Source organism: Bradyrhizobium sp. BR2003 (assembly GCF_009720285.1).
In the GTDB taxonomy this organism is placed as follows: Bacteria; Pseudomonadota; Alphaproteobacteria; order Rhizobiales; family Xanthobacteraceae; genus Bradyrhizobium; species Bradyrhizobium elkanii.
The window spans coordinates 81787-107376 of record NZ_SMYJ01000031.1 but is presented as its reverse complement, the minus strand read 5'-3'; the positions used below and the strand labels follow the sequence as shown (position 1 = coordinate 107376).

Sequence of the window (25590 nt, the reverse complement as noted above, 5' to 3'; positions counted from 1 at the left end):
AATAAGTAGCGGCGATCGGCAGGCGGTGGAGCCAATAATGCACGCTTACGTGCACATAGTTGACGACGACGCCTCGTTTCGTGCAGCGCTCGAGCGCCGGCTCAAGCTTGCAGGCTATCGGGTTGCTACGTATGGATCGGCCGGTGAATTGCTCGACCAATTGCCCGACGACGGAGAGACCGGCTGTATCCTGCTGGACGTACGCATTCCCGGAATGAGTGGTCCGGAGCTGCAGCGCCGCCTCAACGAGCTGGGGTCGACGCTCCCGATCGTTTTCCTGACCGGATATGCCGACACAGCGACGACCGTCCAGGCGATCAAGGCAGGTGCCGAAGATTTTTTGACCAAGCCGATCGCGTCGGAACAGCTGATCGAGGCGATCAACCGCGCCGTTGCGCGGCACGAGCTGGCTCGTGGCCGGCGAACCAGGCTCGACTCACTGCGCGCGCTGCTGGCGAAGTTGACCCCGCGCGAACGGCAGGTGTTCGATCTGATTGTGCGCGGTCGGATCAACAAGCAGATCGCTCACGAACTTGGCACGACCGAACGCACGATCAAGGCGCATCGTCACCAGGTCATGGAGAAGATGCAGGTGCAGTCACTTGCCGAGCTGGTTTCGATCGCCGAGCAGCTCGGCACGCGCGCGTCCGGTGGCGAAGTCAAGGCTTGATCTGCCGGGCGGCTCTGCCCCTCATGTCCCATGGTACAATATGAAAGCCTTGTGACGGGGCGTATCTCCGATATTGGCTGCGCCAGTATTGCGCGCCGGTAGCCGCTTGACGTGCCCTTTATCCACACGCGGGCGAAGGTCATTCAGCGATAGGAAGAGGCTCCAGGATTTGCCGACCGCGAAACTCGTTTTCGTCGTGGATGATAATCCTTCCATGCTCCGTGGGATCGGGCGGCTTCTGCGGCAATGTGGTTTTGCATCCAGGCTATTCGAGACCGGAAGCGCGTTGCTGAAACATGGCAGCTTTGACAGCGCGGTTTGTCTGATACTGGACGTCAATCTCAGCGATGGGTCCGGGATCGAACTGCGGCACCGTTTGGCGGATCAGGGCATCGCAATCCCCGTCATCTACATCACCGGAAATGACAATCCGGCGACGCGCATGGCGGCAATGACATCGGGATGCGTGGCCTATCTGACCAAGCCATTCACTGCCAATTCGCTGATCCAACCGATTGAACGGCTGTTGGCCGGCGTGGTCTAGCGGCCACTGGTCTCGATCATTCATCGATGGCCTGATCGAGTGTCAACGCGGGTGACCCCTTGCGCACGGTCGCAAAGCGGTCGAGTGGCACCGATGTCGTCATGGTCAGAATGCTGGTGTCGACCACCTCGATCGAAAGCACCTTTCCACCGTCCATCTCCTCGAGCAGCTTGGGGTCGGCGACATCGGCCGCGATGCACATGTTGGTCACGCACCAGGTGTAGGGCAGGCGATAGGTTTGCTTCTGGTCGACCGATAGTTTGACGCCGGCCTGCAGGTACATCCCGACCGGCAGGAATAGCTGGAGGCGATCGGTGCCATCTTCACGCTCGATCAGATCGACGCGAACGGCCGTCTGTCCGGTGCCGAAGGTGCCGGTGATCGTCGTTCGGCATAATGTCTTGGCCCCGGCGGCATTGAAGCAGAGCTTTCGCCACTCGCCATACTTGATATCTCGCACCGGCGGGCGTGTCCCCCGCGCGGCCACTTCGCCACCGTCCTTCATTGCTGCCGGCGGTGAAGGCATCTGTTGACCGTGGGCAGCACTGATGCCGGCCGCAAGCAGCACCAATTTCGCCAAGGCACCATATCGGACCATGGATACTCCTCCAGCGGAAACGGCCGCCTAGCGAATCTTGTCCAGAAATCGTTCGACCAACGGCGACCATGTGGGAATGGAAGCGGGGGAGCCGATCAGGAAATGCCCTTCGTCGCCGAACGCGGGCAATAAATGGTATTCGGCTCGCCCGCCGGCACGCGAGAAGGCCTCGTGCATTCGCTTTGACAGGGCCGGGCCGAAGAACGTGTCGTTCTCGATGTAGAGCCACAGCATCGGCACCCGCGAGGTGTGGCCGAACGCGCCGGTCGCTTCGACCAGTCTGTCGGGAGCGCAATTGTTGTTGGGCTTGCCGTCGACACGGCCGCCGCGGCCCGCCGCGAAGGTGATGATGGCCTTGACCTGCGGTGGATTGAGGCTGGACAGGGCGATCGCCGCCCAGCCGCCGGCCGACTGTCCGACGACGATCACGTCCTTCGGTACGATGCGCTTTTCGGCGGCCATGTAATCAATGATCCAAAGATCGACCTGCGCGACGGCGAGGCCCGCATCGAGGAAATTGGGATTGGTGCATTTCCCGATCTTGGAGAAGAACGGGCCATAAAGACCGCGTTCGGGAATATCAATGGCTGCCGCGCCATAACCGGTCCCGACCGGCGCCACCACGAGGTAGCCGCGCCGCGCGAACCACATGGCGGCATCACGGAATTCGACCAGCGGGAAAAAGCTGCGATCCCTGGCGTTCAGTGACACGCCATGGTTCATGATGACCAGCGGGAAAGGACCATCGCCGAGCGGACGGACCAGATAAGCGAACATCGGCAGCGGCGTCGGCAACACCCAGATCTCTTCCTGAATGCGCTGGGGTGACTGTTGGTCATCGGCGCGTGCCGGAGCGGTCAGGCCAAGCAACAGCAGCGCTGCGGTTGCGAGGTTCCGTAAGCGGTGCTGACGCATGCCATACGCTCCGGCAGTTATTCTGGCAAATGTGCAGGTCACGACGATCGAGCCGCGCAAGATCAGAAGCACATTGAGGGCTGCAAGGCTTGATCTGAATCAACGCGCATCGGACCTGCCGGCGCAACCACATGCGACCATAGTGGCGTCATACGGCGGGCTTGATGTCGATCCAGGCAGAGAGGAGTCGGATGCGCTGGTTTCCGCCGGCGAACTGGCTCGCCGACTACCGCGTATCCTGGCTTGGGGCGGACGCAATCGCCGGGGTCACGCTGGCGGCCTACGCGATCCCGGTGTCGCTGGCCTATGCGGGGCTCGCGGGTCTGCCGCCGCAGATCGGCGTCTATGGCTATCTGCTCGGCGGCGTGGGCTACGCCCTGCTGGGCTCGTCCCGGCAGCTCGCGGTCGGACCCACCTCGGCGATCTCGCTGATGATCGCCGGCGCCGTCGGCATATTGGCCGGCGGCGATGCCACACGTTATGGACAGATTGCCAGTCTCGTGGCCTTCAGCGTCGCAGTGCTCTGCCTGATCGCCTGGCTGTTCAAGCTCAGCCTGCTGGTGCGGTTGATCAGCGATAGTATTTTGGTGGGCTTCAAGGCCGGAGCGGGCCTCACCATCATCGTGAGCCAGCTGCCCAGCCTGTTCGGCGTCGCCGGAGGCGGCCACAACTTCTTCGACCGCGTGATCAAGCTTGCCGGCCAGCTCGGCGATACCAGGCCGCTGGTGCTCGGCATTGGTGTGGCTGCGACGGTGCTGCTCCTGCTCGGCGAGCGCAGGCTCCCTGGAAAGCCCGTTGGGCTGGCAGTGGTCGCGCTGTCGATCCTCGCGGCCAGCGCATTCGGGCTCGCAGAGCTGGGTTTGCCGGTGACCGGGCTGATCCCGACCGGGTTGCCGACGATCTCGCTACCGACATTTGGTCTGCTCGAATTTGACGATCTCTTTCCGATCGCCGCCGGATGCCTCGTGCTGGCCTATGTGGAAGGAGTGTCTGCCGCACGAAGCTTTGCGGCAAAGCACGGCTACCCGCTGGATGTCAGGCAGGAGTTTCTGGGACTCGGCGCGGCCAATCTCGCCGCAGCCTTCGGGCATGGCTATCCCGTCGCCGGCGGGTTGTCGCAGTCGGCCGTGAATGACGCCGCCGGCGCACGCACGCCGCTGGCGCTGGTGTTCTGTTCGGCAACCCTCGCGCTCTGCCTGCTGTTCTTCACGGGCCTGCTGACCAATCTGCCGAAGACCGTGCTCGCCGCGATCGTTTTCTCAGCCGTCTACAAACTGGTCGACATTTCGGCGCTCGCCAGAATGTGGCGGATCAGCCGGATCGATTTCTATGCCGCTATCATCGCGCTGGTGTCCGTGCTGTTCCTCGGGATATTGCAGGGTGTGCTGCTGGCGGCCGTCGCCTCGATCTTCCTGCTGTTGTTGCGCGCGTCCCAGCCCAATATCGCGTTTCTGGGCCGTCAAGCCGGCAGTGGGCGCTATTCCGACCGGGCGCGACACGATGACGTCGAGCCCTTGACCGGGATCATCGCGTTCCGCCCGGAGACCTCGCTCCTTTATGTCAATGCCGAGACGATCTTCGAAACGGTGCTGGCGGCGCTTCGGGTGTCGCCAGACGTCAAGCTGGTGGCCTGCGACCTGTCGGCCTCGCCGTTCATCGACCTTGCGGGCTCGCGCATGCTGCACGACCTTCACCAGGAGCTCGAATCGCGCCAGATCACACTCTGCATCGTGGGCGCGCACGCGCAGTTGCGGGATCTGCTTCGGGCGGATGGTCTTGCCGATAAGACCGATAGCGGCGACTGGATGCGTACGCTCGACAGCGTATTGAGCAACAAGAAGCCGCAGGCAAGCATCTAGCGTCCGCCGCCGTGCGCACTGCTCGAACCTTGTTGCGTCGCAAGACGTCGCGATCACACAAGCCTAGGATGCTGTCCCAATCCAGTTGCAGCTTGACTTGGATCAAAGGGAGCAATGGCCCCAGTTCTTACGATTTAGACAGAACCAGCGCTGAGATCACGAGATCAGGAGACACTCATGGCCAACGACGCGAAGCCGGCACAGCAGCGCATCGACCAGTTCTTCTCCGGACCCGGCGGACGCGCCGACAACTGGCGCGATCTGGTCGAGGCGGCAAAGCTATGGAGCGGCGGCGGCGACCGCGCGGCGTATGACGCGGCGCTGTCGGCCCTGGCCGTCACCGAGGAGTTTCACGGCTACCCGGGCCTGCGCTTGATGACGGCGCTGAAGGAAGCCGCGGCGGCGGGCGACGCCGCCACCTCGCATATGCTTGCGACGCGGATCGCGCAGGCCCTTCAGACGAAATCCTTCCGCCAGCATGCCGGTGACTGGAGCACGCAGGATGACGGCAATGGCGACGTTCCGGATTTGCTCCCGCCAACGCTCGGACATTCGGCGGCGCGCCGTCCCTACTTTGAGACCCTGATCGTGACCGGGGTGCCAGCCAGCAACTGGCCGGGCCTCTCGGCCGAATGGCGCAGGCTGCGGCGTCCGGTCGACGCCTTCATCTATGAGGCCGTGATGGTGGGCAGTCTCGAGGACGCCTTCTGCGCGGCAATGCTGAACCCCAATATTGCGGCGGTCGTGATCAATGAGGGCTTTGCCCTGCGTTCGCGTCATGATGCGCCGGTGTTGCGGTCCATGATGACCGCGATGGGGCTCAGCCATGAGTCCGACGCTACCGCGTTGGGGCTGGCTCACATTCTGAAGCGAGTACGACCGGAGCTCGACATCTACCTGATGTCGAATCGCGACGTGGAAGCCATTGCCGGTAACCCCGAGGCCGATGTGGTGCGCCGGGTCTTCTATTCGGTCGAGGATATCCTCGAGTTGCATCTCTCGATCCTGGAAGGCGTGCAGGACCGCTTCGACACGCCGTTCTTCGACAATCTCAAGAAATACGCGCAGCGGCCGATCGGCACCTTCCACGCGCTGCCGATCGCGCGCGGCAAGTCCGTGTTCAAGTCGGACTGGATCCGCGACATGGGCGAATTCTACGGACTGAACCTGTTCCTTGCCGAGAGCAGCGCGACCACCGGCGGCCTCGACAGCATGCTGGAGCCGACCGGCAACATCAAGAAGGCGCAGGAGAAGGCCGCGCGCGCGCTCGGCGCCGACCGCGTCTACTTCGTGACCAACGGCACTTCGACATCCAACAAGATGGCCGTGCAGGCGCTGCTGGGTCCCGGCGACATCGCGATCGTCGACCGCAACTGCCACAAGTCGCACCACTACGGCATGGTCTTGGCCGGCGCGCAGCCGCTCTACGTCGAGGCATTCCCGATGACGGAATACTCGATGTATGGCGCGGTGCCGTTGCAGACGATCAAGCAGGCGCTTCTGAACGCGAAGGCCGACGGCCGGCTCGACCGGGTCAAGATGATCGACCTGACCAATTGCACCTTCGACGGCCATATCTACAACACGCGGCGGGTGATGGAGGAATGCCTTGCGATCAAGCCCGACCTGATCTTCCTCTGGGACGAGGCCTGGTTTGGCTTCGCGCGGTTTTCGCCGTTCCTGAGGCGGCGAACCGCGATGGGCGCGGCGAACGAGATCGAAGCCTGGATGCACGATCCCAAGTCGGTTGCGGCCTATGAGAAACAGCAGGCCGAGCTCGGCAAGGATCCTTCCGACGAGGTTCTGCTCAAGACCAGGCTGATCCCCGATCCGCGCCAGATCCGGCTGCGCGTCTACCAGACCAACTCGACCCACAAGTCGATGTCGGCGATACGGCAGGGCTCGATGCTGGCGGTCAAGGACATCGAATTCCACACCGTCGAAGCGCAGTTCAAGGAGGCCGTATTCACGCACGCCTCGACCAGCCCGAACCAGCAGCTGATCGCGAGCCTCGACGTCTCGCGCCGGCAGATGGAGCTCGAGGGATATGGACTGGTGGCCAATGCCATGGAGATCGCGTTCGCCATCCGCAACGCGGTCAACACCAATCCGTTGATTTCGAGATATTTCCGCGTTCTCGGCGCGGATGCCATGGTGCCGAAGGAGTATCGCCAGAGCGGATTCACCGACTATCTGGCGGCCGGGACCAACTGGGCGAGCGCCCTGAAGAGCCTGAACGACGACGAGTTCTGTCTCGATCCGACCCGGATGACGCTGGTCTGCGGCACCGCCGGGTACGACGGAACGTCGTTCAAGGGGCTGCTCGCCAGCCGCTACAACATCCAGGTCAACAAGACCTCGCGCAATTCGGTCCTGATCCAGTCCAACATCAACAATACGCGGAGCGATGTCGCGCATCTCGTCCGGGTGCTGGCCGAAATCTCCGGTGAAATCGACCGCGGCCTCGTCAAGGGCGGCGCGAACGCCAGGGTCGACTTCGACATGCGGGTCAACAGCCTGATGAAGGATGTCCCCGATCTGCCGAACTTCTCGCATTTCCACGACGCCTATCGCGGCGATGCCGGCGCGAGGACGAATGAGGGGGACATCCGCGGCGGGTTCTATTCGGCTTATGACGCTGCAGGATGCGAATATATTCGCCTGAACGATCCCGAGATCGACAGGCGCCTGAAGAACGGGCCCGATCTCGTCTCCGCCAGCTTCGTGATTCCCTATCCGCCGGGCTTCCCGATCATGGTCCCTGGCCAGGTCATCACGCAGGAGACCATCGATTTCATGCGCAAGCTGGATGTGAAGGAGATCCATGGCTACGACGCGGCCGAGGGCCTGAAGCTCGTGACGACCGAGGCGCTGGCCAGGACGGGCAAGCCGCGAGCGGCCGCGCCGAAGTTCAAGGCTGCATCATAGACGAAGGAGAGTCCGCAAGGCGTCTTCGCATTCTTGCGGCGATGAATCTTGCGCAACAAGTCGTAACGCAACCGGTTTCCGGAGGGACACCATGAGGAAAGTGAGTTTGATCGGAGCTCTTGCTACGTTGGCAATTGGATTGGCCGGCTTCAGCACGCCGTCGCCGGCTGAAACCGGCTCGGTCGCCGTCATCTTCACCAAGGGTGGATTCATCGTTGGTGTCGGAGGCGGCGAGGGCGTATTGACCCTGCGCGGCAAGCACTATCCGTTCACGGTGTCGGGCATGAGCGTCGGCTTCACGATCGGCGCTTCGACCACCAAGCTGGTCGGGCGGGCCCTCAATCTCAGAGGGCCTGCCTCGATCGAAGGCTCCTACAGCGCTGCAGGCGCCGGTGGGGCGATCGCCGCGGGCGCCGGCGGCGTGCAGCTGCAGAACGCCAATGGCGTGATCCTGCAGCTCAGCGGCCCGAAGGTCGGCGCCGAGGTCTCGGCCGCTGTGGGCGGGGTTTCCATCCGCTTGAAATAGGTCCGGAGTGATCCAGGCCGCACCCGGCGCGGCCTGGACCTCTAGTATCGTTCCTCGACGAACTTCATTCCGCGCAGTCCAGCCCGATCGTTGTAGCGACCCTTGTTGGAGCGCTTGGGCAGTCTGACCTTGTCGCGCCTGACCCGTCCGTGAGGAATTGTCTTCAGCAGGAACGAGATGCAGTTCAGCCGCGCCCGCCGCTTGTCATCGGAACGGATGACGTTCCAGGGCGCGTGTTTCGAGCTCGTCGCCTTGAACATCAAGTCACGTGCCCGGGAGTAATCATACCAGCGGCGGTAGGATTCCGTGTCCATCGGGCTCAGCTTCCACTGCCGCAGCGGATCGTCGATCCGGGCCCTGAAGCGGCGTTCCTGCTCGTCCATCCCGACCTCGAGCCACAGCTTGATCAGAATGATGCCGCCCTCGATGATGTATTGCTCCATCTGCGGGCAAAGCGAGAGAAACCGTTTGTGCTCCGCCGGCGTGCAGAACCCCATCACATATTCGACGCCTGCGCGATTGTACCAGCTGCGATCGAAGATCACGATCTCGCCCGCGGCCGGAAACTGCTGCATGTAGCGCTGGAGGAAGAGCTGGGACTTCTCACGGTCGGATGGTGCGGGCAGGGCGACCACGCGAAACACGCGCGGGCTGACCTTCTCGGTCAGGGCCTTGATCGTTCCGCCCTTGCCGGCCGCATCGCGTCCCTCGAACAGGATGATGACCCTGAGCTTGTTCGCTATGACCCATTCCTGGAGATGGCAGAGCTGGATCTGCAGCTTTTGCAGCTTTTCCTCGTAGTCCTTCCGCTTCATCTTGCCGGCAGGCTTGTCTTTCGCCATCGATACCCCGTCCATCGTTCGAGTGCTTAGCCCCAGGCAATGACGATTCCGATATCGCCGGGCATGCCGCCGGGGTATTCAACGACCTGATAGCGGATGCGGTAGCCGCGCGGCTGCAGGTAGTCAGCCCAAAGCTGGTATATTTCCCTGGGTATGCCTGTCAGCGTCTTCTCCCAGCCGGCCTCCATCTGATTGATGGCTCGCCCCTTGTCGGTGCACAGCGTATTGGGGAAGCGATAGACCTGCACTTCGCTCAACCCGTTGCGCACTGCCCGCTGAATCACCGTCGACGCCAGTTTGACCTTCTCGTCCTCGCTGAGCCCGGAGGGCTTGCTCAGCCGCTCGATCAACGCGCGCTTCTCGGCTTCGATGGCAGCCGCACGCTTGGCATGCTCCTCGGCTTTTTCCGCTTCCTTCAGCGCGGCCTGCTTCTGGATCTCGTGTGCCTTGGGGATCAGGTCATCGATCTTGTCTCGCATGGCTGGGACTCCTAAGCCCGATCTTCCACCTTTCCCCCGGCACGGTAGGGATGAGCCGACCGGCTTCCTTGATCCAAATCAAGCTAGCCGCGCGGCAGGAAGGCACGGTGCGGGCACGGCTGCGACGCGCCTGGTGCTCGGAAGGGAGATGAAACTTGAGCGAACAGATCCATCCGGCAGCCCCCCATCATCTGCCGTTTTTCATTCCCGGCGCCGACGGGTCGGACACACTGATGGTGGTGATGGGCCTTTTCCTTGTGGGTACAATCTTCTGGGTTGGTACCCTATACTGGAAGTTGCACAGCCTGCCGGAGCGGCTGGCGCACAAGTCCCAGAAGCTGCAGTTTGAGTTCGTCGCCGTCCTCGGTCTGATCTCTCTTTTCACCCACATGCATATCTTCTGGGTCGCCGGCCTGCTGCTGGCACTCATCGACCTGCCGGATTTCGGCACACCGATGCGAAGCATTGCCGATTCCGTCGAGCGCATTGCCGACGCCACGCCGGGTGCGCCCGCTGCTGAACCCGAAGCCGAGCCCACATCCGGCGGCGGCCCCGACGTCCGAACGCCGGCGAAGCAAGAGGTGCACAACCATGTTTGAGCTCATGCTCTGCTCGCTGGTGACGATCCTGCCGGATTACCTCTACCGCCACTATTGGCAAGGCAAGCGGTTCGGCAAGGAGATCACGTTCTTCTCCGTCTGGTACGAACTGAGGTGGGGGATCACCGGCTGCCTGATGCTCACGATTTCGCTGATCACGATGATCTTCTACTTTCATCCCTCGACGACTTCCGCGGCAATTTACTTCAGGACCGTGCCGATCCTGCCTGAAGGCTCCGGCCGCGTCGTTGAGGTCAATGTCGGCTTCACCGAATCGGTGAAGAAGGGTGACGTCCTGTTCCGGCTCGATAGTTCGAAGCAGGAGGCTGCGCTCGAGACCGCCAAGCGAAAGGTCGCCGAGGTGGATGCGTCGCTGATCTCGGCGCAGGCCGACGTCGTCAAGGCAGACGCTCAGGTCGGTGAGGCGAAAGCCTCATTGCAGCAGGCCAAGGACGAGCTGGATGTGAAGAGCGAATTGCAACGCCGCAATCCCGGCATCGTGCCGCAACGCGACATCGAGAAGCTGCAGGTGCTGGTCGATCAGCGGCAGTCCGGCGTCGATGCCGCCAGCGCTGCCAAGGAATCGGCGACGCTGCGCGTCTCCACGCTGTTGCCGGCCGAGAAGGCGAGCGCCGAGGCCGCGCGCGCACAGGCGCAAGTCGATCTCGACAAGACCTTCGTCCGTGCCGGCGTCGACGGCCGTGTCGAGCAATTCCTCGTTCGCCCCGGGGACCTCGTCGCCCAGATCATGCGACCGGCCGGAATCATGATACCCGACGAATCGGGCCGGAACAGGTTGCAGGCCGGATTCGGGCAGATCGAGGCCCAGGTGATGAAGCCCGGCATGATCGCGGAAGCCGCGTGCATCTCGAGACCCTGGGTTATCATTCCGCTGGTCATCACCAGCGTGCAGGATTTCATTGCCGCCGGCCAGTTCCGGGCCAGCGAGCTGTTGATCGACCCGCAGAACCTGCAAAAGCCGGGTTCGATCCTCGTGTTCCTTGAGCCGCTATACAAGGGGGGGCTTGACGGTGTGACGCCGGGCAGCACCTGCATCGTCAATGCCTACACCAGCAACCATGACGTGATTGACGATCCGAAAACCGGCGCGTTGAAGGGCTTTGCCCTGCACGCCGTCGACGCGACCGGGCTGGTCCATGCTTTGCTGCTCCGGATCCAGGCTCTGCTGCTGCCGATCAAGACGCTGGTGTTAAGCGGTCATTGAAGGGCGTGAACAGGGAGACGGCATATGAAACCGCGCTGTAAGTTTCGTGCAATCGTGGCGACGGGCGTGATCTTGGGCATGATCTTCGGATTGCCGGGTTACGCGCACGCATTCGATCTCACGGGCGCCTGGGCCACGAGCGCCGAGCAATGCCGAAAAGTGTTCGCCCACAAGGGCAGGGCGAACCAGCTGACCTTCACGAACTTCTCAGGCGTCTATGGCGGCGGATTCATTGCCGAGCCTGATCGCCTGCGGGGCAAGTTCGAGAACTGCAAGATCAAATCGCGCAAGGACGACGGCCAGACCATCAACATCATCGTCGGCTGCGCGTCCGGAATCATGGTATCGAATGTGCAGTTCTTCCTTAAGGCCGTCGACGACGATACCATTACGCGCCAGTTCCCGGGCATCGAGGGGATGGAGGTCAACTATCATCGTTGCAAGATCTAGAGGCGTCCGCTCCCCGCGCTGGCTCCGCGCCGCCGGATCGTTGTCGGCTGACGCCGGACCGACTGGGTGATACGCCGTGGATCCCAGCAGGTTGCCGAGGTCATTGCGCATCGCCCTGGTGGCCGGCCTCGTCCTTTTGGTTGGGGGCGCAGGCTTGCTGGCCTATCGCTGGTACGAGCGGCCGACGACCTTGACGATCGCGGTCGGGTCGGTCGACGGCGAGGCCGGCAGGCTGGTCTCGGCGATCGCGGGGAAGTTTGCCCAGTCGAAAGCGCCAGTCCGGCTCAGCTTGGTCGAGACGCCGGGACCGCTTGAGTCCGCCAAGGCATTCGCGTCCGGAAAGGTCGACCTCGCGGTCGTGCGTGGAGACGTCGGCGATCTCTCGCAAGCCCAGGCCGTTATCGTGTTGGCCCACGCCACCGTCCTGCTGGTCGCGCCGCCCGGCGCGGCGATATCCGACGTGGCGGAGTTGAAACGCGCCACCATCGGCGTGATCGGCGCCGAGGCCAATCAGAAGCTGATCAAGGTGCTGACCGACGAATACGACCTGACGCGCGCGGGCGTGACGTTCAAGCCGCTCGCCCCCGCGGACGCGCGCCGGGCGCTCGATGCCAAGGAAGTCCGGGCGATCCTGCTCGTCATACCTTTGACCGAAAAATATCTTTCGCTGCTGCGCAATGTCTTCTCGCGCACCACGCGGGCCGGCCCGGTGACGATCGCCATCGAGTCCGCCGGAGCCATCGCCGAAAAGGAGCGCGCCTATGAAAGCTTCGACGTGCCGAAGGGGACCTTGCGCGGCTCGCCGCCTGTTCCTGCCGACGACCTGACGACGCTGCAGACGTCGTTCTATCTGGTGGCACAGAAGAAGCTCGGAAATGACCTGATCGGCGACCTGACGCAGTCGATCATGAATGCGCGACGGGATTTGCTTGCCGAGTTGCCGGCACTTGCCCAGATCGCGACGCCCGATACCGACGCAGGCGCCTACATCCCGGTGCATCCGGGGGCGGCGGCGGTCTATGAGGGGACCAGGGAGAGTTTTCTCGACCAGTGGGGCAATGCGATCTTCCTGGCGCCGATGATCGCCGGTGGACTTGCGTCCGTGCTTGCGGCAGCGTGGAAATTCCTCCGACCGGTCGAGACACCGAGCCGCGAGGAGGCGCTCGACACGCTTTACGCGCTGGGGCCTCGGGTCCGCGCGGCCGGGCGTGAGTCGGAGCTGGAAGAGATCGAGCGCGAAATCGACCAGGTGCTGCGAACGCAGCGCGACCAGCCGGTCGCGGACGACAAGGCCGAGCGCGCCGTCACGGCGGTGAACGTTGCGGCCCATCGGCTCGAGAACCTGATCCACGATCGCCGCATCCACCTTGCGTCGCGACAGTCGGGGCAAGTCGAAAGCCAAGCCGAAAGCCGAGTCGAAAGCTGAGCCGACAGCTGACCGGAAGGGCGGTTTCCTTGATCTTGATCAAGGATGGGACGGAATCCTGACCGATGTTGTCGACCGTTGGTGTCGATGGAGGTCGCGATGTTCCGTTGGGGCAAGACTCTGCTGGCGGTTGTGCTGGTGTCGGTGACGTCCGTTGCCGCATTCGCGCAGACTGCCGACAAGCCGCCGGCCCAGACCAGCCAGCCGGCCGCGGCGACAACGCAGCCTGCCGATCAACTCCTGAAGCCGGAACAGCTGGAAGCCCTGGTGGCGCCGATCGCGCTTTACCCGGACTCGCTGCTCGCCAACGTGCTGGCGGCATCGACCTATCCGCTCGAGGTCGTGCAGGCCGATCGCTGGCTCAAGGAGCGCAAGAGCTTGAAAGGGGATGCGCTGAAGGCCGAGGTCGACAAGCAGGCCTGGGATGACAGCGTAAAGGCGCTTGCGAGCACCGCCGACGTGCTCGCGATGATGAGCGACAAGATCGATTGGACGAAGAATCTGGGCGATGCCGTGCTGGCGCAGCAGCCAGACGTCATGGATGCGATCCAGCGGCTGCGCAGCAAGGCGCAGGCCAACAACAAGCTGGTGACGACCAAGCAGCAGAAAGTCAGCGTCCAGACCCAGGAGAGCAAGCAGGTCATCGTCATCGAGCAGACCGATCCGAACACGGTCTACGTGCCCTATTACGATCCCGCGACGGTCTATGGCGCGTGGCCCTATGCAGACTATCCGCCGTATTATTTCGGCTATCCGTCCTATATCGGCGCCGGGGTGATCGCGGCAGGTCTTGCCTTCGGCGCCGGATGGGCGATCGGACGCTGGGGTAATTATTGGGGCGGCGGCTTCAACTGGGGCAACCGCAACGTCTACGTCAATCACCGGACCACCAACGTCGCAAACGGCTGGCAGCACAATCCGGCGCATCGCCAGGGCGTCCGCTACAACAACAGCAACGTCCAGCAGCGCTTCGGCGGCAACGCCAATCGGGCCGGTGCCGGCGATCGGATGGATTTTCGCGGCCGCGATGGTCAGCAGGTTCTCAAGCCCGGCGGCGATCGTCAGGGCGCAGATCGCGCCGGTGACCGGGCAGGAGACCGCGGTGATCGCGCCGGAGATCGGGCTGGGGACCGTGGAGGCGACCGCGGCGGAGACCGTGCGGGCGATCGCGGCAAAGGTGGCGACCGCGCAGGTGCCGCCGATCGCGCCAAGGGCGGCGACCGCGCCGGCGCCGGCGCCGGCAACAAGGCCAAGGGCGGCGGCGATCGCGCAAAGGCCGCCAACCGCGGCAATGCCGGTAACCGCGCAGCTGCTGCGAATCGTGGCGGTGGCAGTCGCGGTGGCGCCATGAACGTATCGTCCGGACGGGCGGCTGCGGCGGCATCGGCGCGCGGGCGATCGAGTATGGCCAGCATGCCGCGCGGCGGCGGTGCAAGTTTTGCCGGCCGTGGCGGTGGCGGCTTCCATGGCGGCGGCGGAGGCGGCTTCCGCGGCGGTGGCGGAGGTGGCGGCTTCCGCGGCGGCGGCGGTGGACGACGCTCCGACATCGCGCTCAAGCACGATATCGAGCTGCTTGGACATCTCGCCAACGGCCTCGGCTACTATCGCTTCAGCTATCTCGGCAGCAACAAGAGCTATGTCGGCGTGATGGCGCAGGAGGTCGAGCAGGTCATGCCGGCGGCGGTGGCGCGCGGCGCCGACGGCTATCTCAGGGTCTATTACGACAAGCTTGGACTCAAGTTCCGCAGCTACCACGACTGGCTTGCCACCGGCGCGAAGATTCCGTCCCCGTCGGAGGCACCACGATGACAGGCCCCTCATACTCGCGAATGGATCGTATTGCCTCGATCGGCGCGGCCGCGGCGACGGCACTCGCCTTGCTGCTGTCTCCTGCGCGCGCGCAGCAAGGCTTCCCCAATCCGGAAGACGCGGCGTCCGCCTTGGCAACCGCGGTCAAGGCCGGCACTAGTCGGGCGATGCTGAAGGTGCTGGGCCGCGATGCCGCCGATATCATCGAATCGGGCGACGATGTCGCCGACGCCAATGCGCGAGAGAGCTTTCTTTCCGCCTACGACGCCAAGCATTCGATCAAGGCTGACGGCAACAAGAGAGCCACCTTGATTCTGGGGAGGGACGATTTCCCGTTCCCGATCCCGCTCGTCAACAACAATGACGGCTGGAGTTTCGACGCCGCCGCGGGACGTCGCGAAATCCTCTACCGCAGGATCGGCCGCAACGAGTTGGCCGCGATCCAGACCTGCCTTGCCTATGTCGACGCACAGAACGAATACGCAGAGAAGGATCGCGGCGAGGGTGTGGGCGCCTATGCCCAGCGCATCGTCAGCAGGCCGGGCAAGACGGACGGGTTGTTCTGGCGCGACGACAAGGATCCAAGCCCGCTCGGCGAACTGGCGGCCCAGGCCGCTGCGGAAGGCTACAAGGTCGGCGAGCAGAGCATGCCGTACCACGGCTACTACTACCGGATCCTGAAGGCACAGGGCTCCGACGCCCCGGGCGGCGCGCTGAACTATGTCGTGAGGGGCAAGATGATCGGCGGCTTCGCGCTGGTCGCCTATCCCGCCGAATACGGCAATTCCGGCGTCATGACCTTCCTGGTCAACCACGCAGGCACGGTCTATCAGAAGGATCTCGGCTCACGCACCGATTTCCTCGCCAAGCGCATGATCGTTTTCGATCCGGATCAGACCTGGAAGAAAGTGGACCCGGCAAATCCCTGAGCGAGGAGGGGGCTGCAGTGACGCGATCCGTGATCCGTTCCGTCGTACTGGCGCTTGCGGCGATGGTCCTTCCGGTCGCGCCATGCTTCGCGCAGGCCGTCGGCCACGTCCAGGTCAAGTTCGTGAAGGCGGCGCTCGTCGTGGGCGGCGGCGGCGGCAGCGGCACGTTGACCTACCGCGGGCGGCACTATCGGTTCATCGCGTCCGGCTTCAGCCTCGGCGTGACGGCCGGCGCGTCGGTGACCTGGCTGGAAGGCACCGCGTCAGGCATCAGGGACGTCAACGATTTCGCCGGCAGCTACACGCTGGTCGGAGCAGGCGGCGCATGGGCCGGTGGCGTAGGCGGGGTGAGCCTGCGAAATGAACAGGGCGTTGTGCTCATGCTCAAGGGACCGAAAGCAGGATTGGAATTCGCCGCCAATCTGGGCGGCCTCACGATTTCGCTGCGGTGAACTCGCGCGTCATTTGCCTTGCCTCATTCTCGATGCAGGGCTGGGCGTCGGCCGCTCAATGACCTGCGATGCCGCCGCGCCGAGATGCTGCACCCGTATTTCTACGGACCGGAACGCTTGACCAAGATCAAGGCGCCACCGACGGCCGGATGATGTGTCGGTTGGGCTGTCCGTTCTCCTTGGTGTCGCGGTGCTGGCCATCTGGTACGTCACTTTCGAGATCCGCCAACGTGGTCTGCTGAATCGAAGGGCGCGTAGCCCTCGCGAGACCAGAACATTTGCAAGCGAATCGGAAGCCAAGGCGTTCGCGCGATCAAAACTGGATGAAGGGCTGGTCGTGTTTGCCGGCACCATCAATCCACATCTTCCAAGGCAATTGATCACTTCGCAGAACATCGCCGATTGGCTCGTCGAGCAGTGAGCTCAGATGCCAAAAGCAGCAACCAGGCGCGCAGTGTTCGATTGCCCTTGAGTGTTGCCATTTTGGCACGCGGTTTTTCGTGACCCGCATCTAGGCTTCGATTGTTGCACCGATTTGGTGAGCGCAATGGTTGCTGTTCTCGATTAACGCGATGAGACCCGGAGATCATTCCATGAAGAGATTTTTGCTTTCTGTCGCCGCGATAGTCGGCATGGCCACGCCGGCATTGTCGGCTGACATGGCCGTCAAGGCGGCGCCTGTGCCGGTCCCTCCGCCGGTCTACAACTGGACCGGCTTCTATATCGGTGCCAATGGCGGCTGGGGTCAGAGCCGGACCTGCTGGGATTTCCTCCCCGCCCTCGGAGGCGTCGTGGCCGACGGGTGCAGTTCGCGCTCCGGCGGCGTTTTCGGCGGACAGCTCGGTTATCGCTGGCAGGCCGGCCAGTTCGTGTTTGGCCTGGAAGGACAGGGTGATTGGGCGGACCTGAAGAGTTCGCGCCTCAGCCTGATCGATCCGAGGTTCTCGACGACAACGAAGACCGACGGCCTGGGTCTCTTCACCGGCCAGCTCGGCTGGGCTTGGGATGCCGCGCTGTTCTATGTGAAGGGCGGTGCAGCGGTCACCAGCAATCGCTATGACATCTGGACCACGGTCGGCGGAATCGGGGTCGCGTCGGCGACGTCGACCCGTTGGGGCGGCACCGTCGGCGTGGGCTTCGAATACGGCTTCACTCCGAACTGGTCCGTCGGGCTCGAATATGACCGTCTCTTCATGGGCGATGCGAACAACACGTTCTCGGTCGTCAATCCCATCGTGGCCGGCGCCGCCAACCGGATTGGACAAGACGTGGATCTGCTGACGATACGCCTGAACTATCGGTTCGGCGGGCCGGTCGTCGCGAGATACTGATCTTCGTGAGCCCATGTCATTTGAGCCCCGGCACCATCGCCGGGGCTCTTGCTTTGCTTCAGCACTGCCGGATCAGACGCTCGATGCGGCAGGTGCCGCTGTCAGCGTTTTGCGGCTCCGCCCTTCGCTGCTTCGTAGGCGTCGCGATAGCCTCTGGCGATCGTCCGAACGCCGCGCCCGATATCGTCATAGACATCGTCAGGCAGGTTCGCCAGCGACACGCGAAGCGACCATTCGGGCGCATCGAAGCCGCCGCCGTTCAACAGCACGATCCCGTGGGCTTCGGCCAGCCTGAACGCGAGGTCCAGCGGATGGACGTTCTTCTTCAGATATTCGACCGCAGCGTCGCCGATGTTCTTTCGGGCCCAGAACTCGAAATCGATCAGGGCGTAGTAGGCATCGTAGTTCGGATTCGGGCTTAGCTTGTCGGCCAGCCCGAGCCCGTCGAGCATCGACCACAGGCGCTTGTTGACGATCTCCATGCAAGCCGCCTGATAGGCCTTGTTCACGTCCATCATCTCGGCGAGCGAGAACAGGCTCATCATCACCTGCTGCGGCAACGACAATCCCGCGGTGTGATTGAGCGCCACGTCGCGGCTGTCGGCGACGATGCGGTCGATCAGCTTGAGCTTGCGCGGTTCGAGCGTGAGCGGCCCGTAGCGCTTATCGAGTGCCTTGACGGCGTCGTCCGGAAGCCTGGCGATCATCTTGTCGAAGATGTTGTCCTCGTGGATGGCGATGGCCCCGAGCCGCCATCCTGTGCAGCCAAAATACTTCGAATAGGAGTAGACACCGATGGTGTTGTGCGGCAGTTCGCCCAGCAGCGAACGGAAGCCGTGCACGAAGGTGCCGTAGACATCGTCGGTGAGGATCATCAGGTCGGGGCGCTTGGTCTTGACCAGATTGGCCAACTTGGCAACCGTCTCCTTGCTCAACGCCATCCCCGGAGGGTTGGACGGATTGACCACGAAGAAGGCCTTGATCTTCGGATCCTCAAGCTTCTTGATTTCCTCGTCGGTGAACTGGAACTTGTTTTCCTGCGGAGCCCTGATCTGAACGATCTTCAGGTCGTAGTCTTCCAGGTGCGTCATCTCGATGTAGGGCGTGAAAATCGGCGTCGCCAGCGCGATCGTATCGCCAGGCACCAGCAGGCGGTTGGCCTTCAACGACTTGAAGAGGTAGCACATCGCCGCCGTGCCGCCCTCGACGGCATAGATATCGAATTTCCCGGCCGGCCGGGGCTCGCCGCAAACCGCCCACATCAGGTATTCGTGCACGATCTTTTCGTTGTGCACCAGCATGCGGTCCGGCACCGGGTAATTGTCGCCGATGATCGAATCCACCAGCTCGTGGACGAAGGCGTCCGGATCGAAGCCGAACTTCTTGACTGCAAAGGGCAGCATCTCGGTCAGGAAGCTCGCGCCCGGCATGTCCTTGTGCTGTTTGAGCCAGGCCTCGAACCGGCCGGCGATGCCGTTTGCCTGAGGCATGCCGCCGATGCCCGCCGGGTGCTCCATCACCCGCTTGCTCTCGGTGATGGCGAATTGTCCCAGCAGGAAGAAGCCTTCGCGCGGCGTCGTCGCCACCCAGTTCGGATTGCCCCGCCCGGCGTTCAGGAAGGGCATCTGGCTCCGCTTCGAATTGCTCTTGGCGAGGTTGATCAGTTCGTCCTTGATCTCGAAGGGGCTCAACGCCTCGAATTTCTTCAGGGTTAGAAGATCGGCCATTTGACACTCCCGGGGCGATGCAGGCTGTTGGAATGGAGGCGACAGGCTCTGTTGCCTGCGCAATCGCGCGCAGCATGATCGGCGGCCGGTGGCGAGCCTTGATCTATGTCAACGGTCGCGCGCAAGCGGTCCGATCGCTACGACGGATAGCTGCTCACGATGCAATGTGCAGGGCACGCGCGTGGTGTCGGCAAGATCATGAAATCGCAAGGCTCTCGCAGTTGCGGTTGACATAGATCAATATCCTGCTCGCCAACCGCCGTCTGATGTCGACCGATACGGTTGCTCGCCCTTTTCGGCCCCCCGCATGAGATCGAAGCGGGCGCACGCCGAAGCCCCGGGACAGCATGAACGGGTGACATCATGATCGATTGGCTCTTCCAGACGCTCCGCACTTATCCTGAAATTGCGATCTTCCTCTCGCTGGCCCTGGGCTACTATTTCGGATCCTTCACCTACAAGGGTCTAGGTCTCGGCGCCGTCACTGCGACGCTGATCGCGGCGGTCATCATCGGCCAGATCGGAATCACCATTTCGGGGCCGCTGAAGCCGTTCTTCTTCCTGATGTTCCTGTTTGCAATCGGTTACGGTGTCGGACCGCAATTCGTGCGCGGCATCGCGCAGGACGGCGTTCCGCAGGCGGTTTTCGCGGCGGTGGTCTGTGTCTTCTGTCTGCTGTCTGCGTATCTCGGCGCCAAGCTCGCCGGTTACGACGTCGGATCGGCCATCGGGCTGTATGCCGGCTCGCAGACGATTTCCGCGTCGATGGGCCTCGCAACCGACGCCATCAATCGCCTTGGTCTGCCCGCAGACGAAGCCAAGAAGCTGCTCGATGCCATGCCGGTCGCCTACGCGGTGACCTATATCTTCGGCACGGTTGGGTCGGCGATCGTGCTGGCGCTGCTGGGGCCCGCGCTGCTCGGCATCGACCTTGAAACCGCGTGCAAGAAATACGAGGAGGAGCATGGCGGCAAGAAGGAGCTGGGCGGCCCGGGGACGGCCTGGCACCAGTTCGACCTGCGTGCCTACCGCGTCAGCGAGCGGGGGCCGGTCGTCGGCAAGACGGTCGAGCAGGCCGAGGCGCTGATTCCCGATCATCGCATCTTCGTTCTCCGGCTTCGGCGGGGCGGAAAGACCGTGGAGGCGACCTCCGACACCGTGATTCATGCCGGCGATGTCGTCGCCGTGGCCGGGCGCCGCGATGTGCTTGTGCAGCTGATCGGCGAACAGGCCGAGGAGGTTGACGACCGCGAGCTGCTGGCGGTGCCGATCGAAGGCGTCGATGTCTACGTCACCAGCAAGGACGTCGACGGCAAGACGCTGGAGCAGCTGGCGAGGGAACCGGGCGCTCGCGGCGTATTCCTGCGCAGGATCGCCCGGGGCGCGATCGCGACCGAGATTCCGATCCTGCCTAACACCAAGATCAATCGGGGCGACATCCTCACCTTGGTCGGCCGCACGTCCGATGTCGCCGCCACCACAAGGCTGCTGGGCCGGCCGGATCGCGCGACCGACGTTGCCGACGTCGCGTTCATCGGCGCCGCCATCGCGATCGGCGCCCTTGTCGGCGCCTTCGTCTACAAGATCGGAAGCGTGCCGCTCACGCTGTCCACCTCCGGCGGCGCGCTGATCTCAGGCCTGTTCTTCGGCTGGCTCCGATCCGTGCACCCGACCTTCGGCCGCATCCCGTCACCCACGGTGTGGTTCATGAACTCAGTCGGCCTGAACGTCTTCATTGCCGTGGTCGGAATCTCCTCGGGCCCGGGATTTGTCGCCGGCCTGCAAAAGCTCGGCTTCAGCCTGTTCCTCTGGGGCGTCGTCGTGACCACCGTGCCGCTGATCCTGGCGATGTTCGTCGGCAAATACGTGTTCCGCTTCCACGACGCGATCCTGCTCGGATGCTGCTCCGGCGCGCGCACCACGACCGCTTCGCTGGGCATGGTCAACGACCGCGCGAAAAGCCAGATTCCCGGCCTCGGCTACACCGTCACCTACGCGGTCGGAAACACGCTGCTGACGATCTGGGGCATGGTGCTGGTGATGATGATGACGTAGCCGCGGCGCGGGAAAATGTTGATCTGGCTGCAGCAATTTCTGGTCCGCTATCCGGAGCTCGCGCTGTTTCTGGTGATCGCGGCCGGCTACTGGATAGGAAGCTTCAGGATCGGCGCTTTCAGCCTCGGCCCGGTGACGGGCGCGTTGTTCGCCGGCCTCGCGGTCGGCGATTTCGCGCACGTGCCGGTCTCTGGCATGACCAAATCGTTCCTGTTCCTGCTGTTCCTGTTCGGGGTCGGCTATTCGGTCGGTCCGCAATTCGTGCTGGCGATGAAGCGCGACGGGCTGAAGCCGATGCTGATGGCCGTTGTCGTGAGCCTTACCGGTCTTGCGGCGGCGATCGTCGTGGCACGCGTGCTGCGGCTCGACCCCGGCTTTGCGGCGGGGCTGATGTCCGGAGCCCTGACCCAGAGCGCGGCCATGGGTACGGCGACTGACGCGGTCAATTCTCTCGCCGTGCCCGAAGCGCAGCGCGCATTGTTTGTCTCGCACATCGCGGTGGCGGATGCGGTCTGCTACATCTTCGGCTATGCCGGCGTGATCACATTCTGCACGATTGTCGTTCCGGCGCTGCTGAAGATCGATCTGAAGACCGAAGCGCTCGAGCTGGAACAGGTCCTGGGCATGACGCGCGCCAAGCCCGGCCTCGCGTCGGCCTGGCGCAAATTCGAACTGCGCGCCTACCGGCTGGATGCTCACGCTGCGATCGTTGGGCTGACGGTTGCGGCCGCCGAAGCCCGCGTGCCCGGGCAACGCGTATTCATCCACCGTATCCGTCGCGGCGAGCGCATCCTCGAGGCGGAGCCTGCAACGGTGCTCGCGGCAGGCGATGTTGTCGCGCTGTCGGCGCCACGCCAGATCATCGTCGAACTGATCGGACCGCGCGGGGAGGAGGCGGAGGACCGGGAGCTCCTCGATATCCCGCTGATCTCGGCAGACGTATTCCTGATCAACGCGAAGCTCGCAGGCAGCAGTCTCCAGCAGGCGTCCGAACAAGACTGGACGCGCGGCCTTTATCTGCGCTCGGTGAGCCGGGGCGGTGAAGCGCTCCCGATCGCTGCCGGCACGGTTCTGCAGCGCGGCGATCTGCTTCGCATCGTTGGCCCCGAAACCGTCGTGCAAAATGCGGCCAAAAGCATCGGCGTCATTGTTGCGCCGAGCACCAGTATCGATTTCGTGGTGCTGGGGCTCGCGATCTTCCTCGGCGGTCTCGTTGGCGTTCTCCTGAGCGTTTCCGTTGGCGGCGTCACGATCTCGCTGAGCACCAGCGTCGGCACGCTGCTCGCCGGACTTCTGGTCGGCTATCTCCGCACCCGTCTGCCGTATTTCGGCCGGATCCCCGACGGCGCCATCAGCCTGATGACGTCGCTCGGACTGGCTGCGTTCGTCGGCCTGACCGGGATTCATGCCGGGCCGATCTTCCTTTCCGCGCTACGCGAGTCGGGCATCGGGCTGCTGCTGGGCGGCATGATCGTCACCCTGTTGCCGCAGATCGTCGGCTTCTGCTTCGGCCATTTCGTGTTGCGCATGAACCCGATCCTCTTGCTCGGTGCGCTGACCGGCGCACAGACGGTCACGGCCGCGATGGCTGCCATTCAGGAGCGCTCGGGCAGCTCGGTGGTGGTGCTGGGCTACACGCCCGCCTATCCGATCTCCAATATTCTGCTGACAACCTGGGGATCGATCATGGTCGTCGTTTTCGCTGGATGACGGGGCAGGGACTCCCCCGGGTCCGGACGACCGCAATCCGCCCGTGGCCTCGCCAGATCGCTACGCACACCGAATGTCGGAACGTGCAGCTCCCCGATTTCGGCTTCGTAAAGATCGACATTGCGTGTGCACTTCACCCCCGATTTTCGCGTGCGCTGCATGTGCACCGGGAGATCAAATGAGGTACATACGTGCGCAATTCCGACTGGTTTGGAGTACACATGTGTGCACGTGTTCCAGGTCCAGTCAGTGTGGAAATTGGATAACTATTTGAAATATCAAAACTATCTGTTTTCCGTCGCCCCCATGATGGATTGGACCGAGAGTTCAATATTTTCATCTAGTTAGCAGATAGCGTGTGCACGACGTGTGCACCGGGAGATCAAGAAAAATCCCAATCGCAGGCGTGTCGGAAATCCATCGTTGGAGCTGCGCGACGTCCGCAAAGCGTCGGTGCATAGAGTGCGGGTGCGCTACGCAGGCTGGGCGCCCGCGCAGGGTCTAGATGCCCAGCTATCTCGCGAGCAGGCTCAGCTTAATCCCGAGGCCTCACGTGAGCTGCAGCGAGAAGGCAAAAGGCCGGCGCCGGGGGTTCGAGTCGCTCCCCCGCTACCAACGTTCCCCCCGACATAGCCATGTTGGGAAAAAGAGCCGGATTGCCGCAGAGAGCGGCGAGGCGGCCCCTAATGTCAATCCGCACACTCCGATCATCTTCGGCATTGGCTTTGGTTCCGGTACCCCCCGGACGGCTCGGGCTGGCATGTACGATGATCGCCGACACTAACTCGCGGATGGTCGAGAATTCCATCGGCGTGCCGCGCTTCAAATGATCGGCTAACTCAGCGACTGCGCACTTGTAACGGTCGAGCGCCTTGGGGTGCAGCGCGATGACATTGTCGTTTTCCCTTGCACTTTCGAGCCCGGCCATGACATTGGCTTTTTCGGCCTCAAGTTCCTGCATCCGGGTGACGAACCGTTCCGGCGGCATGCCCGCGACGACGATAGAGTCAACGATCCGGTTCATCTCGCGCTCGATCTCGCCGAGCCGCCGCTCCAGCCGAGCGCGTTCGCTGATCGCCTCCTTCATGAGCCGCTTGCGCTCGGCGTTGTAGGCGTCAGCAAATTCGGCGATCACTTCGGGGTGGGCGAGGTGCTGACGCAACCCCTTGATTGCCAGCGCCTCGATGCTGTCGAGATAGACGCGGCGACCATTGCTGCATGATCCGCTCTCACGATATGTCGAGCACTGCAATCGAAGCCCTTTGGCATCGCTACCGATTGACGCCATGCCGCCGCCGCACGATCCGCATTTGATCAAGCCGGAGAACACCCGTTTTGGAGCACGGGCGTTCTGTATCGTCGCAGGCGTCGCGTCGTGGCGTCGTGCAGCCTTGATGGCTTGCGCCGCCATCCATGTCGCATCATCAACGATCCGCAGATGCGGAGCTTCAACGGCCTTGTACTGCTCTTTCGTATTTGGCCGCGACAAACGCTTTCGCGTCGTCGGGTCCTTCACCATGCGAACTTTGTTCCAAACGATCTGCCCGCGATAGAGATCGTTCAGGATCAGGCCGCCGCCTCGCGACGCATTGCCGTTGATCGTTGACGCATTCCACTGCCGTCCACGCGGCGGTCTAACACCACGCTTGTTGAGATCGTATGCAATTTGACGCGGCGTCTTGCCTTCAACGTAATCGGAAAAAATCTGGCGAACGATCTCGGCCTCGTCCTCAACAATCTCTAGCTCGCCAGGCTTGCCGGACACAGCACGGTAACCATACGCGCGACCACCAGCGTGTCGTCCATCGCGGATGACGCCTTCAAGGCCACGGCGGGTGTGGACCGCCAAATCCTTGAGGTACTGTTCGGCGACAAGCGCGCGCAGCGCGCCATCAAGCTCGCCAACGGGACCGTGCGCGACGGTGTGTATCTTGATGCCGTGGAAGTCGAGCGTGGCACGCGCGGCATGATAATCTGCTTGGTTGCGAAAAAGCCGATCTAAATCCTCCGCGATAATGACATCGAAAAGCCGAGCCTCGGCCGCTCGCATCAGCGCTTGAACGCCGGGCCGGTTGACCGCTCCTGCACCAGAAATCTGGCGATCTTCAAACGTCGAGACGACCGCCATTCCATGCCGCGTGGCATTGTCGCGGCAGAATGCGATTTGATCCTCGACAGAGCGATCCTTTTGACGGTCGGATGAATATCGGGCGTAGATCGCAGCCTGGATCATGTGGTGTCGCTTGTCACTTGGGATGCTTGGCGGGCCGCAATCTCAGCTTCATGATCTTCCCGCGCGAGCCGTTTTGCAAGGGCTCGGACGTAGCGGATAACCGCTTCGTCGGGTCGATGTGACGGTATCATAAGACTCCCGTCTCGTGCTGCCGCCATTCCAGAAGCACAGCGCTGCACGATCCTCAGCCACTCCCACGACGACAACTTCGCAACGGAAGAAAGTGCAATTACCGCACGTTCACGCGACAGGGCCCAATGCTTCATCTCGCCCTTCGTGCGGT

Annotated in this window: 22 protein-coding genes; 16 read left to right on the top strand and 6 right to left on the bottom strand. The window is 62.9% G+C overall.

Translation table 11 applies throughout. The annotated features are described in order from the left end of the window. Positions 1-37 precede the first annotated feature (37 nt). Positions 38-670, top strand: a complete 633-nt coding sequence (locus tag E2I15_RS26330) for a response regulator transcription factor (protein ID WP_137479254.1) — start codon at positions 38-40, stop codon at positions 668-670. A 169-nt stretch (positions 671-839) separates the two neighbouring features. Further along, the gene (locus E2I15_RS26325; RefSeq protein ID WP_137479253.1) at positions 840-1214 is read left to right on the top strand and encodes a response regulator transcription factor; all 375 of its coding nucleotides are present in this window, start codon (positions 840-842) and stop codon (positions 1212-1214) included. Between the two features lie 16 nt (positions 1215-1230). On the opposite strand, the gene E2I15_RS26320 is transcribed toward E2I15_RS26325, so the two are convergent. Both E2I15_RS26320 and E2I15_RS26315 read right to left on the bottom strand, forming a co-directional pair. Beyond that, on the bottom strand, positions 1231-1782 hold the full coding sequence (locus tag E2I15_RS26320) for an invasion associated locus B family protein (protein WP_246668104.1): 552 nt from the start codon (positions 1780-1782) through the stop codon (positions 1231-1233). Between the two features lie 57 nt (positions 1783-1839). Then, complete coding sequence (locus E2I15_RS26315; RefSeq protein WP_137479251.1) at positions 1840-2727, bottom strand: alpha/beta hydrolase family protein; 888 nt, start codon at positions 2725-2727, stop codon at positions 1840-1842. Between the two features lie 164 nt (positions 2728-2891). On the opposite strand from E2I15_RS26315, the gene E2I15_RS26310 reads away from it, so the two are divergent. The 3 genes from E2I15_RS26310 (at position 2892) to E2I15_RS26300 (ending at position 8040) form a co-directional block, all read left to right on the top strand. Further along, positions 2892-4586, top strand: a complete 1695-nt coding sequence (locus tag E2I15_RS26310) for a SulP family inorganic anion transporter (protein ID WP_137479250.1) — start codon at positions 2892-2894, stop codon at positions 4584-4586. A gap of 177 nt (positions 4587-4763) precedes the next feature. Beyond that, entirely contained in the window at positions 4764-7514 is a 2751-nt protein-coding gene (locus E2I15_RS26305; protein WP_137479249.1) for an aminotransferase class I/II-fold pyridoxal phosphate-dependent enzyme, read from the top strand. A 91-nt stretch (positions 7515-7605) separates the two neighbouring features. Beyond that, positions 7606-8040, top strand: coding sequence for a hypothetical protein (locus E2I15_RS26300; RefSeq protein ID WP_137479248.1), 435 nt, complete (start codon positions 7606-7608; stop codon positions 8038-8040). Positions 8041-8081: 41 nt separating this feature from the next. Here the strand turns inward: E2I15_RS26300 and ppk2 are convergent, their stop codons facing one another. Together ppk2 and E2I15_RS26290 are read right to left on the bottom strand one after the other, a co-directional pair. Next, positions 8082-8882 carry a polyphosphate kinase 2 gene (gene ppk2 / locus E2I15_RS26295; protein WP_137479247.1) on the bottom strand — a complete coding sequence of 267 codons (801 nt, stop codon included), beginning with the start codon at positions 8880-8882 and terminating at the stop codon, positions 8082-8084. A gap of 26 nt (positions 8883-8908) precedes the next feature. Then, positions 8909-9361 carry a hypothetical protein gene (locus tag E2I15_RS26290; RefSeq protein WP_137479246.1) on the bottom strand — a complete coding sequence of 151 codons (453 nt, stop codon included), beginning with the start codon at positions 9359-9361 and terminating at the stop codon, positions 8909-8911. A gap of 155 nt (positions 9362-9516) precedes the next feature. Here E2I15_RS26290 and E2I15_RS26285 point away from each other — a divergent pair, with 155 nt between their 5' ends. The 9 genes from E2I15_RS26285 to E2I15_RS26245 all read left to right on the top strand — a co-directional run bounded on the left by E2I15_RS26285 (position 9517) and on the right by E2I15_RS26245 (position 17582). Further along, the gene (locus tag E2I15_RS26285; RefSeq protein ID WP_137479245.1) at positions 9517-9960 is read left to right on the top strand and encodes a hypothetical protein; all 444 of its coding nucleotides are present in this window, start codon (positions 9517-9519) and stop codon (positions 9958-9960) included. After that, entirely contained in the window at positions 9953-11185 is a 1233-nt protein-coding gene (locus E2I15_RS26280) for an HlyD family secretion protein (RefSeq protein ID WP_137479244.1), read from the top strand. Before E2I15_RS26285 ends, E2I15_RS26280 begins: the two co-directional genes overlap by 8 nt. 24 nt (positions 11186-11209) lie before the next feature. Beyond that, positions 11210-11635 (top strand): hypothetical protein, encoded by a 426-nt coding sequence (locus E2I15_RS26275; protein ID WP_246668103.1) that lies wholly within the window; start codon positions 11210-11212, stop codon positions 11633-11635. A gap of 91 nt (positions 11636-11726) precedes the next feature. Continuing rightward, entirely contained in the window at positions 11727-13061 is a 1335-nt protein-coding gene (locus E2I15_RS26270) for a TAXI family TRAP transporter solute-binding subunit (RefSeq protein WP_246668102.1), read from the top strand. 99 nt (positions 13062-13160) lie between these two features. Further along, positions 13161-14870 carry a DUF3300 domain-containing protein gene (locus E2I15_RS26265; RefSeq protein ID WP_170991539.1) on the top strand — a complete coding sequence of 570 codons (1710 nt, stop codon included), beginning with the start codon at positions 13161-13163 and terminating at the stop codon, positions 14868-14870. After that, complete coding sequence (locus E2I15_RS26260; protein ID WP_422109845.1) at positions 14867-15799, top strand: DUF2950 domain-containing protein; 933 nt, start codon at positions 14867-14869, stop codon at positions 15797-15799. Before E2I15_RS26265 ends, E2I15_RS26260 begins: the two co-directional genes overlap by 4 nt. Before the next feature lie 17 nt (positions 15800-15816). Then, on the top strand, positions 15817-16251 hold the full coding sequence (locus E2I15_RS26255) for a hypothetical protein (protein WP_246668101.1): 435 nt from the start codon (positions 15817-15819) through the stop codon (positions 16249-16251). A gap of 190 nt (positions 16252-16441) precedes the next feature. Next, complete coding sequence (locus E2I15_RS26250) at positions 16442-16672, top strand: hypothetical protein (protein WP_137479341.1); 231 nt, start codon at positions 16442-16444, stop codon at positions 16670-16672. 172 nt (positions 16673-16844) lie between these two features. Continuing rightward, the gene (locus tag E2I15_RS26245) at positions 16845-17582 is read left to right on the top strand and encodes an outer membrane protein (protein ID WP_137479242.1); all 738 of its coding nucleotides are present in this window, start codon (positions 16845-16847) and stop codon (positions 17580-17582) included. A gap of 101 nt (positions 17583-17683) precedes the next feature. On the opposite strand, the gene aspD is transcribed toward E2I15_RS26245, so the two are convergent. After that, positions 17684-19309 (bottom strand): aspartate 4-decarboxylase, encoded by a 1626-nt coding sequence (gene aspD, locus E2I15_RS26240; RefSeq protein ID WP_137479241.1) that lies wholly within the window; start codon positions 19307-19309, stop codon positions 17684-17686. 363 nt (positions 19310-19672) lie between these two features. On the opposite strand from aspD, the gene aspT (E2I15_RS26235) reads away from it, so the two are divergent. Beyond that, a complete protein-coding gene (aspT, locus tag E2I15_RS26235; protein ID WP_137479240.1) occupies positions 19673-21364 on the top strand; it encodes an aspartate-alanine antiporter in 1692 nt (563 codons plus the stop codon). 15 nt (positions 21365-21379) lie between these two features. Then, positions 21380-23074, top strand: a complete 1695-nt coding sequence (gene aspT, locus E2I15_RS26230) for an aspartate-alanine antiporter (protein ID WP_137479239.1) — start codon at positions 21380-21382, stop codon at positions 23072-23074. A 535-nt stretch (positions 23075-23609) separates the two neighbouring features. Here aspT (E2I15_RS26230) and E2I15_RS26225 read toward each other — a convergent pair. Then, positions 23610-25307 carry a recombinase family protein gene (locus E2I15_RS26225; RefSeq protein ID WP_137479238.1) on the bottom strand — a complete coding sequence of 566 codons (1698 nt, stop codon included), beginning with the start codon at positions 25305-25307 and terminating at the stop codon, positions 23610-23612. Positions 25308-25590 lie beyond the last annotated feature (283 nt).

Coding starts and splice junctions, on each gene's coding strand:
- E2I15_RS26305 (WP_137479249.1), top strand. CDS start 4,764: ATGGCCAACGACGCGAAGCCGGCACAGCAGCGCATCGACCAGTTCTTC.
- E2I15_RS26290 (WP_137479246.1), bottom strand. CDS start 9,361: ATGCGAGACAAGATCGATGACCTGATCCCCAAGGCACACGAGATCCAG.
- aspT (WP_137479239.1), top strand. CDS start 21,380: ATGTTGATCTGGCTGCAGCAATTTCTGGTCCGCTATCCGGAGCTCGCG.
- E2I15_RS26245 (WP_137479242.1), top strand. CDS start 16,845: ATGAAGAGATTTTTGCTTTCTGTCGCCGCGATAGTCGGCATGGCCACG.
- E2I15_RS26330 (WP_137479254.1), top strand. CDS start 38: ATGCACGCTTACGTGCACATAGTTGACGACGACGCCTCGTTTCGTGCA.
- aspD (WP_137479241.1), bottom strand. CDS start 19,309: ATGGCCGATCTTCTAACCCTGAAGAAATTCGAGGCGTTGAGCCCCTTC.
- E2I15_RS26260 (WP_422109845.1), top strand. CDS start 14,867: ATGACAGGCCCCTCATACTCGCGAATGGATCGTATTGCCTCGATCGGC.
- ppk2 (WP_137479247.1), bottom strand. CDS start 8,882: ATGGCGAAAGACAAGCCTGCCGGCAAGATGAAGCGGAAGGACTACGAG.
- E2I15_RS26225 (WP_137479238.1), bottom strand. CDS start 25,307: ATGATCCAGGCTGCGATCTACGCCCGATATTCATCCGACCGTCAAAAG.
- E2I15_RS26280 (WP_137479244.1), top strand. CDS start 9,953: ATGTTTGAGCTCATGCTCTGCTCGCTGGTGACGATCCTGCCGGATTAC.
- E2I15_RS26265 (WP_170991539.1), top strand. CDS start 13,161: ATGTTCCGTTGGGGCAAGACTCTGCTGGCGGTTGTGCTGGTGTCGGTG.
- E2I15_RS26275 (WP_246668103.1), top strand. CDS start 11,210: ATGAAACCGCGCTGTAAGTTTCGTGCAATCGTGGCGACGGGCGTGATC.
- E2I15_RS26310 (WP_137479250.1), top strand. CDS start 2,892: ATGTCGATCCAGGCAGAGAGGAGTCGGATGCGCTGGTTTCCGCCGGCG.
- aspT (WP_137479240.1), top strand. CDS start 19,673: ATGATCGATTGGCTCTTCCAGACGCTCCGCACTTATCCTGAAATTGCG.
- E2I15_RS26315 (WP_137479251.1), bottom strand. CDS start 2,727: ATGCGTCAGCACCGCTTACGGAACCTCGCAACCGCAGCGCTGCTGTTG.
- E2I15_RS26300 (WP_137479248.1), top strand. CDS start 7,606: ATGAGGAAAGTGAGTTTGATCGGAGCTCTTGCTACGTTGGCAATTGGA.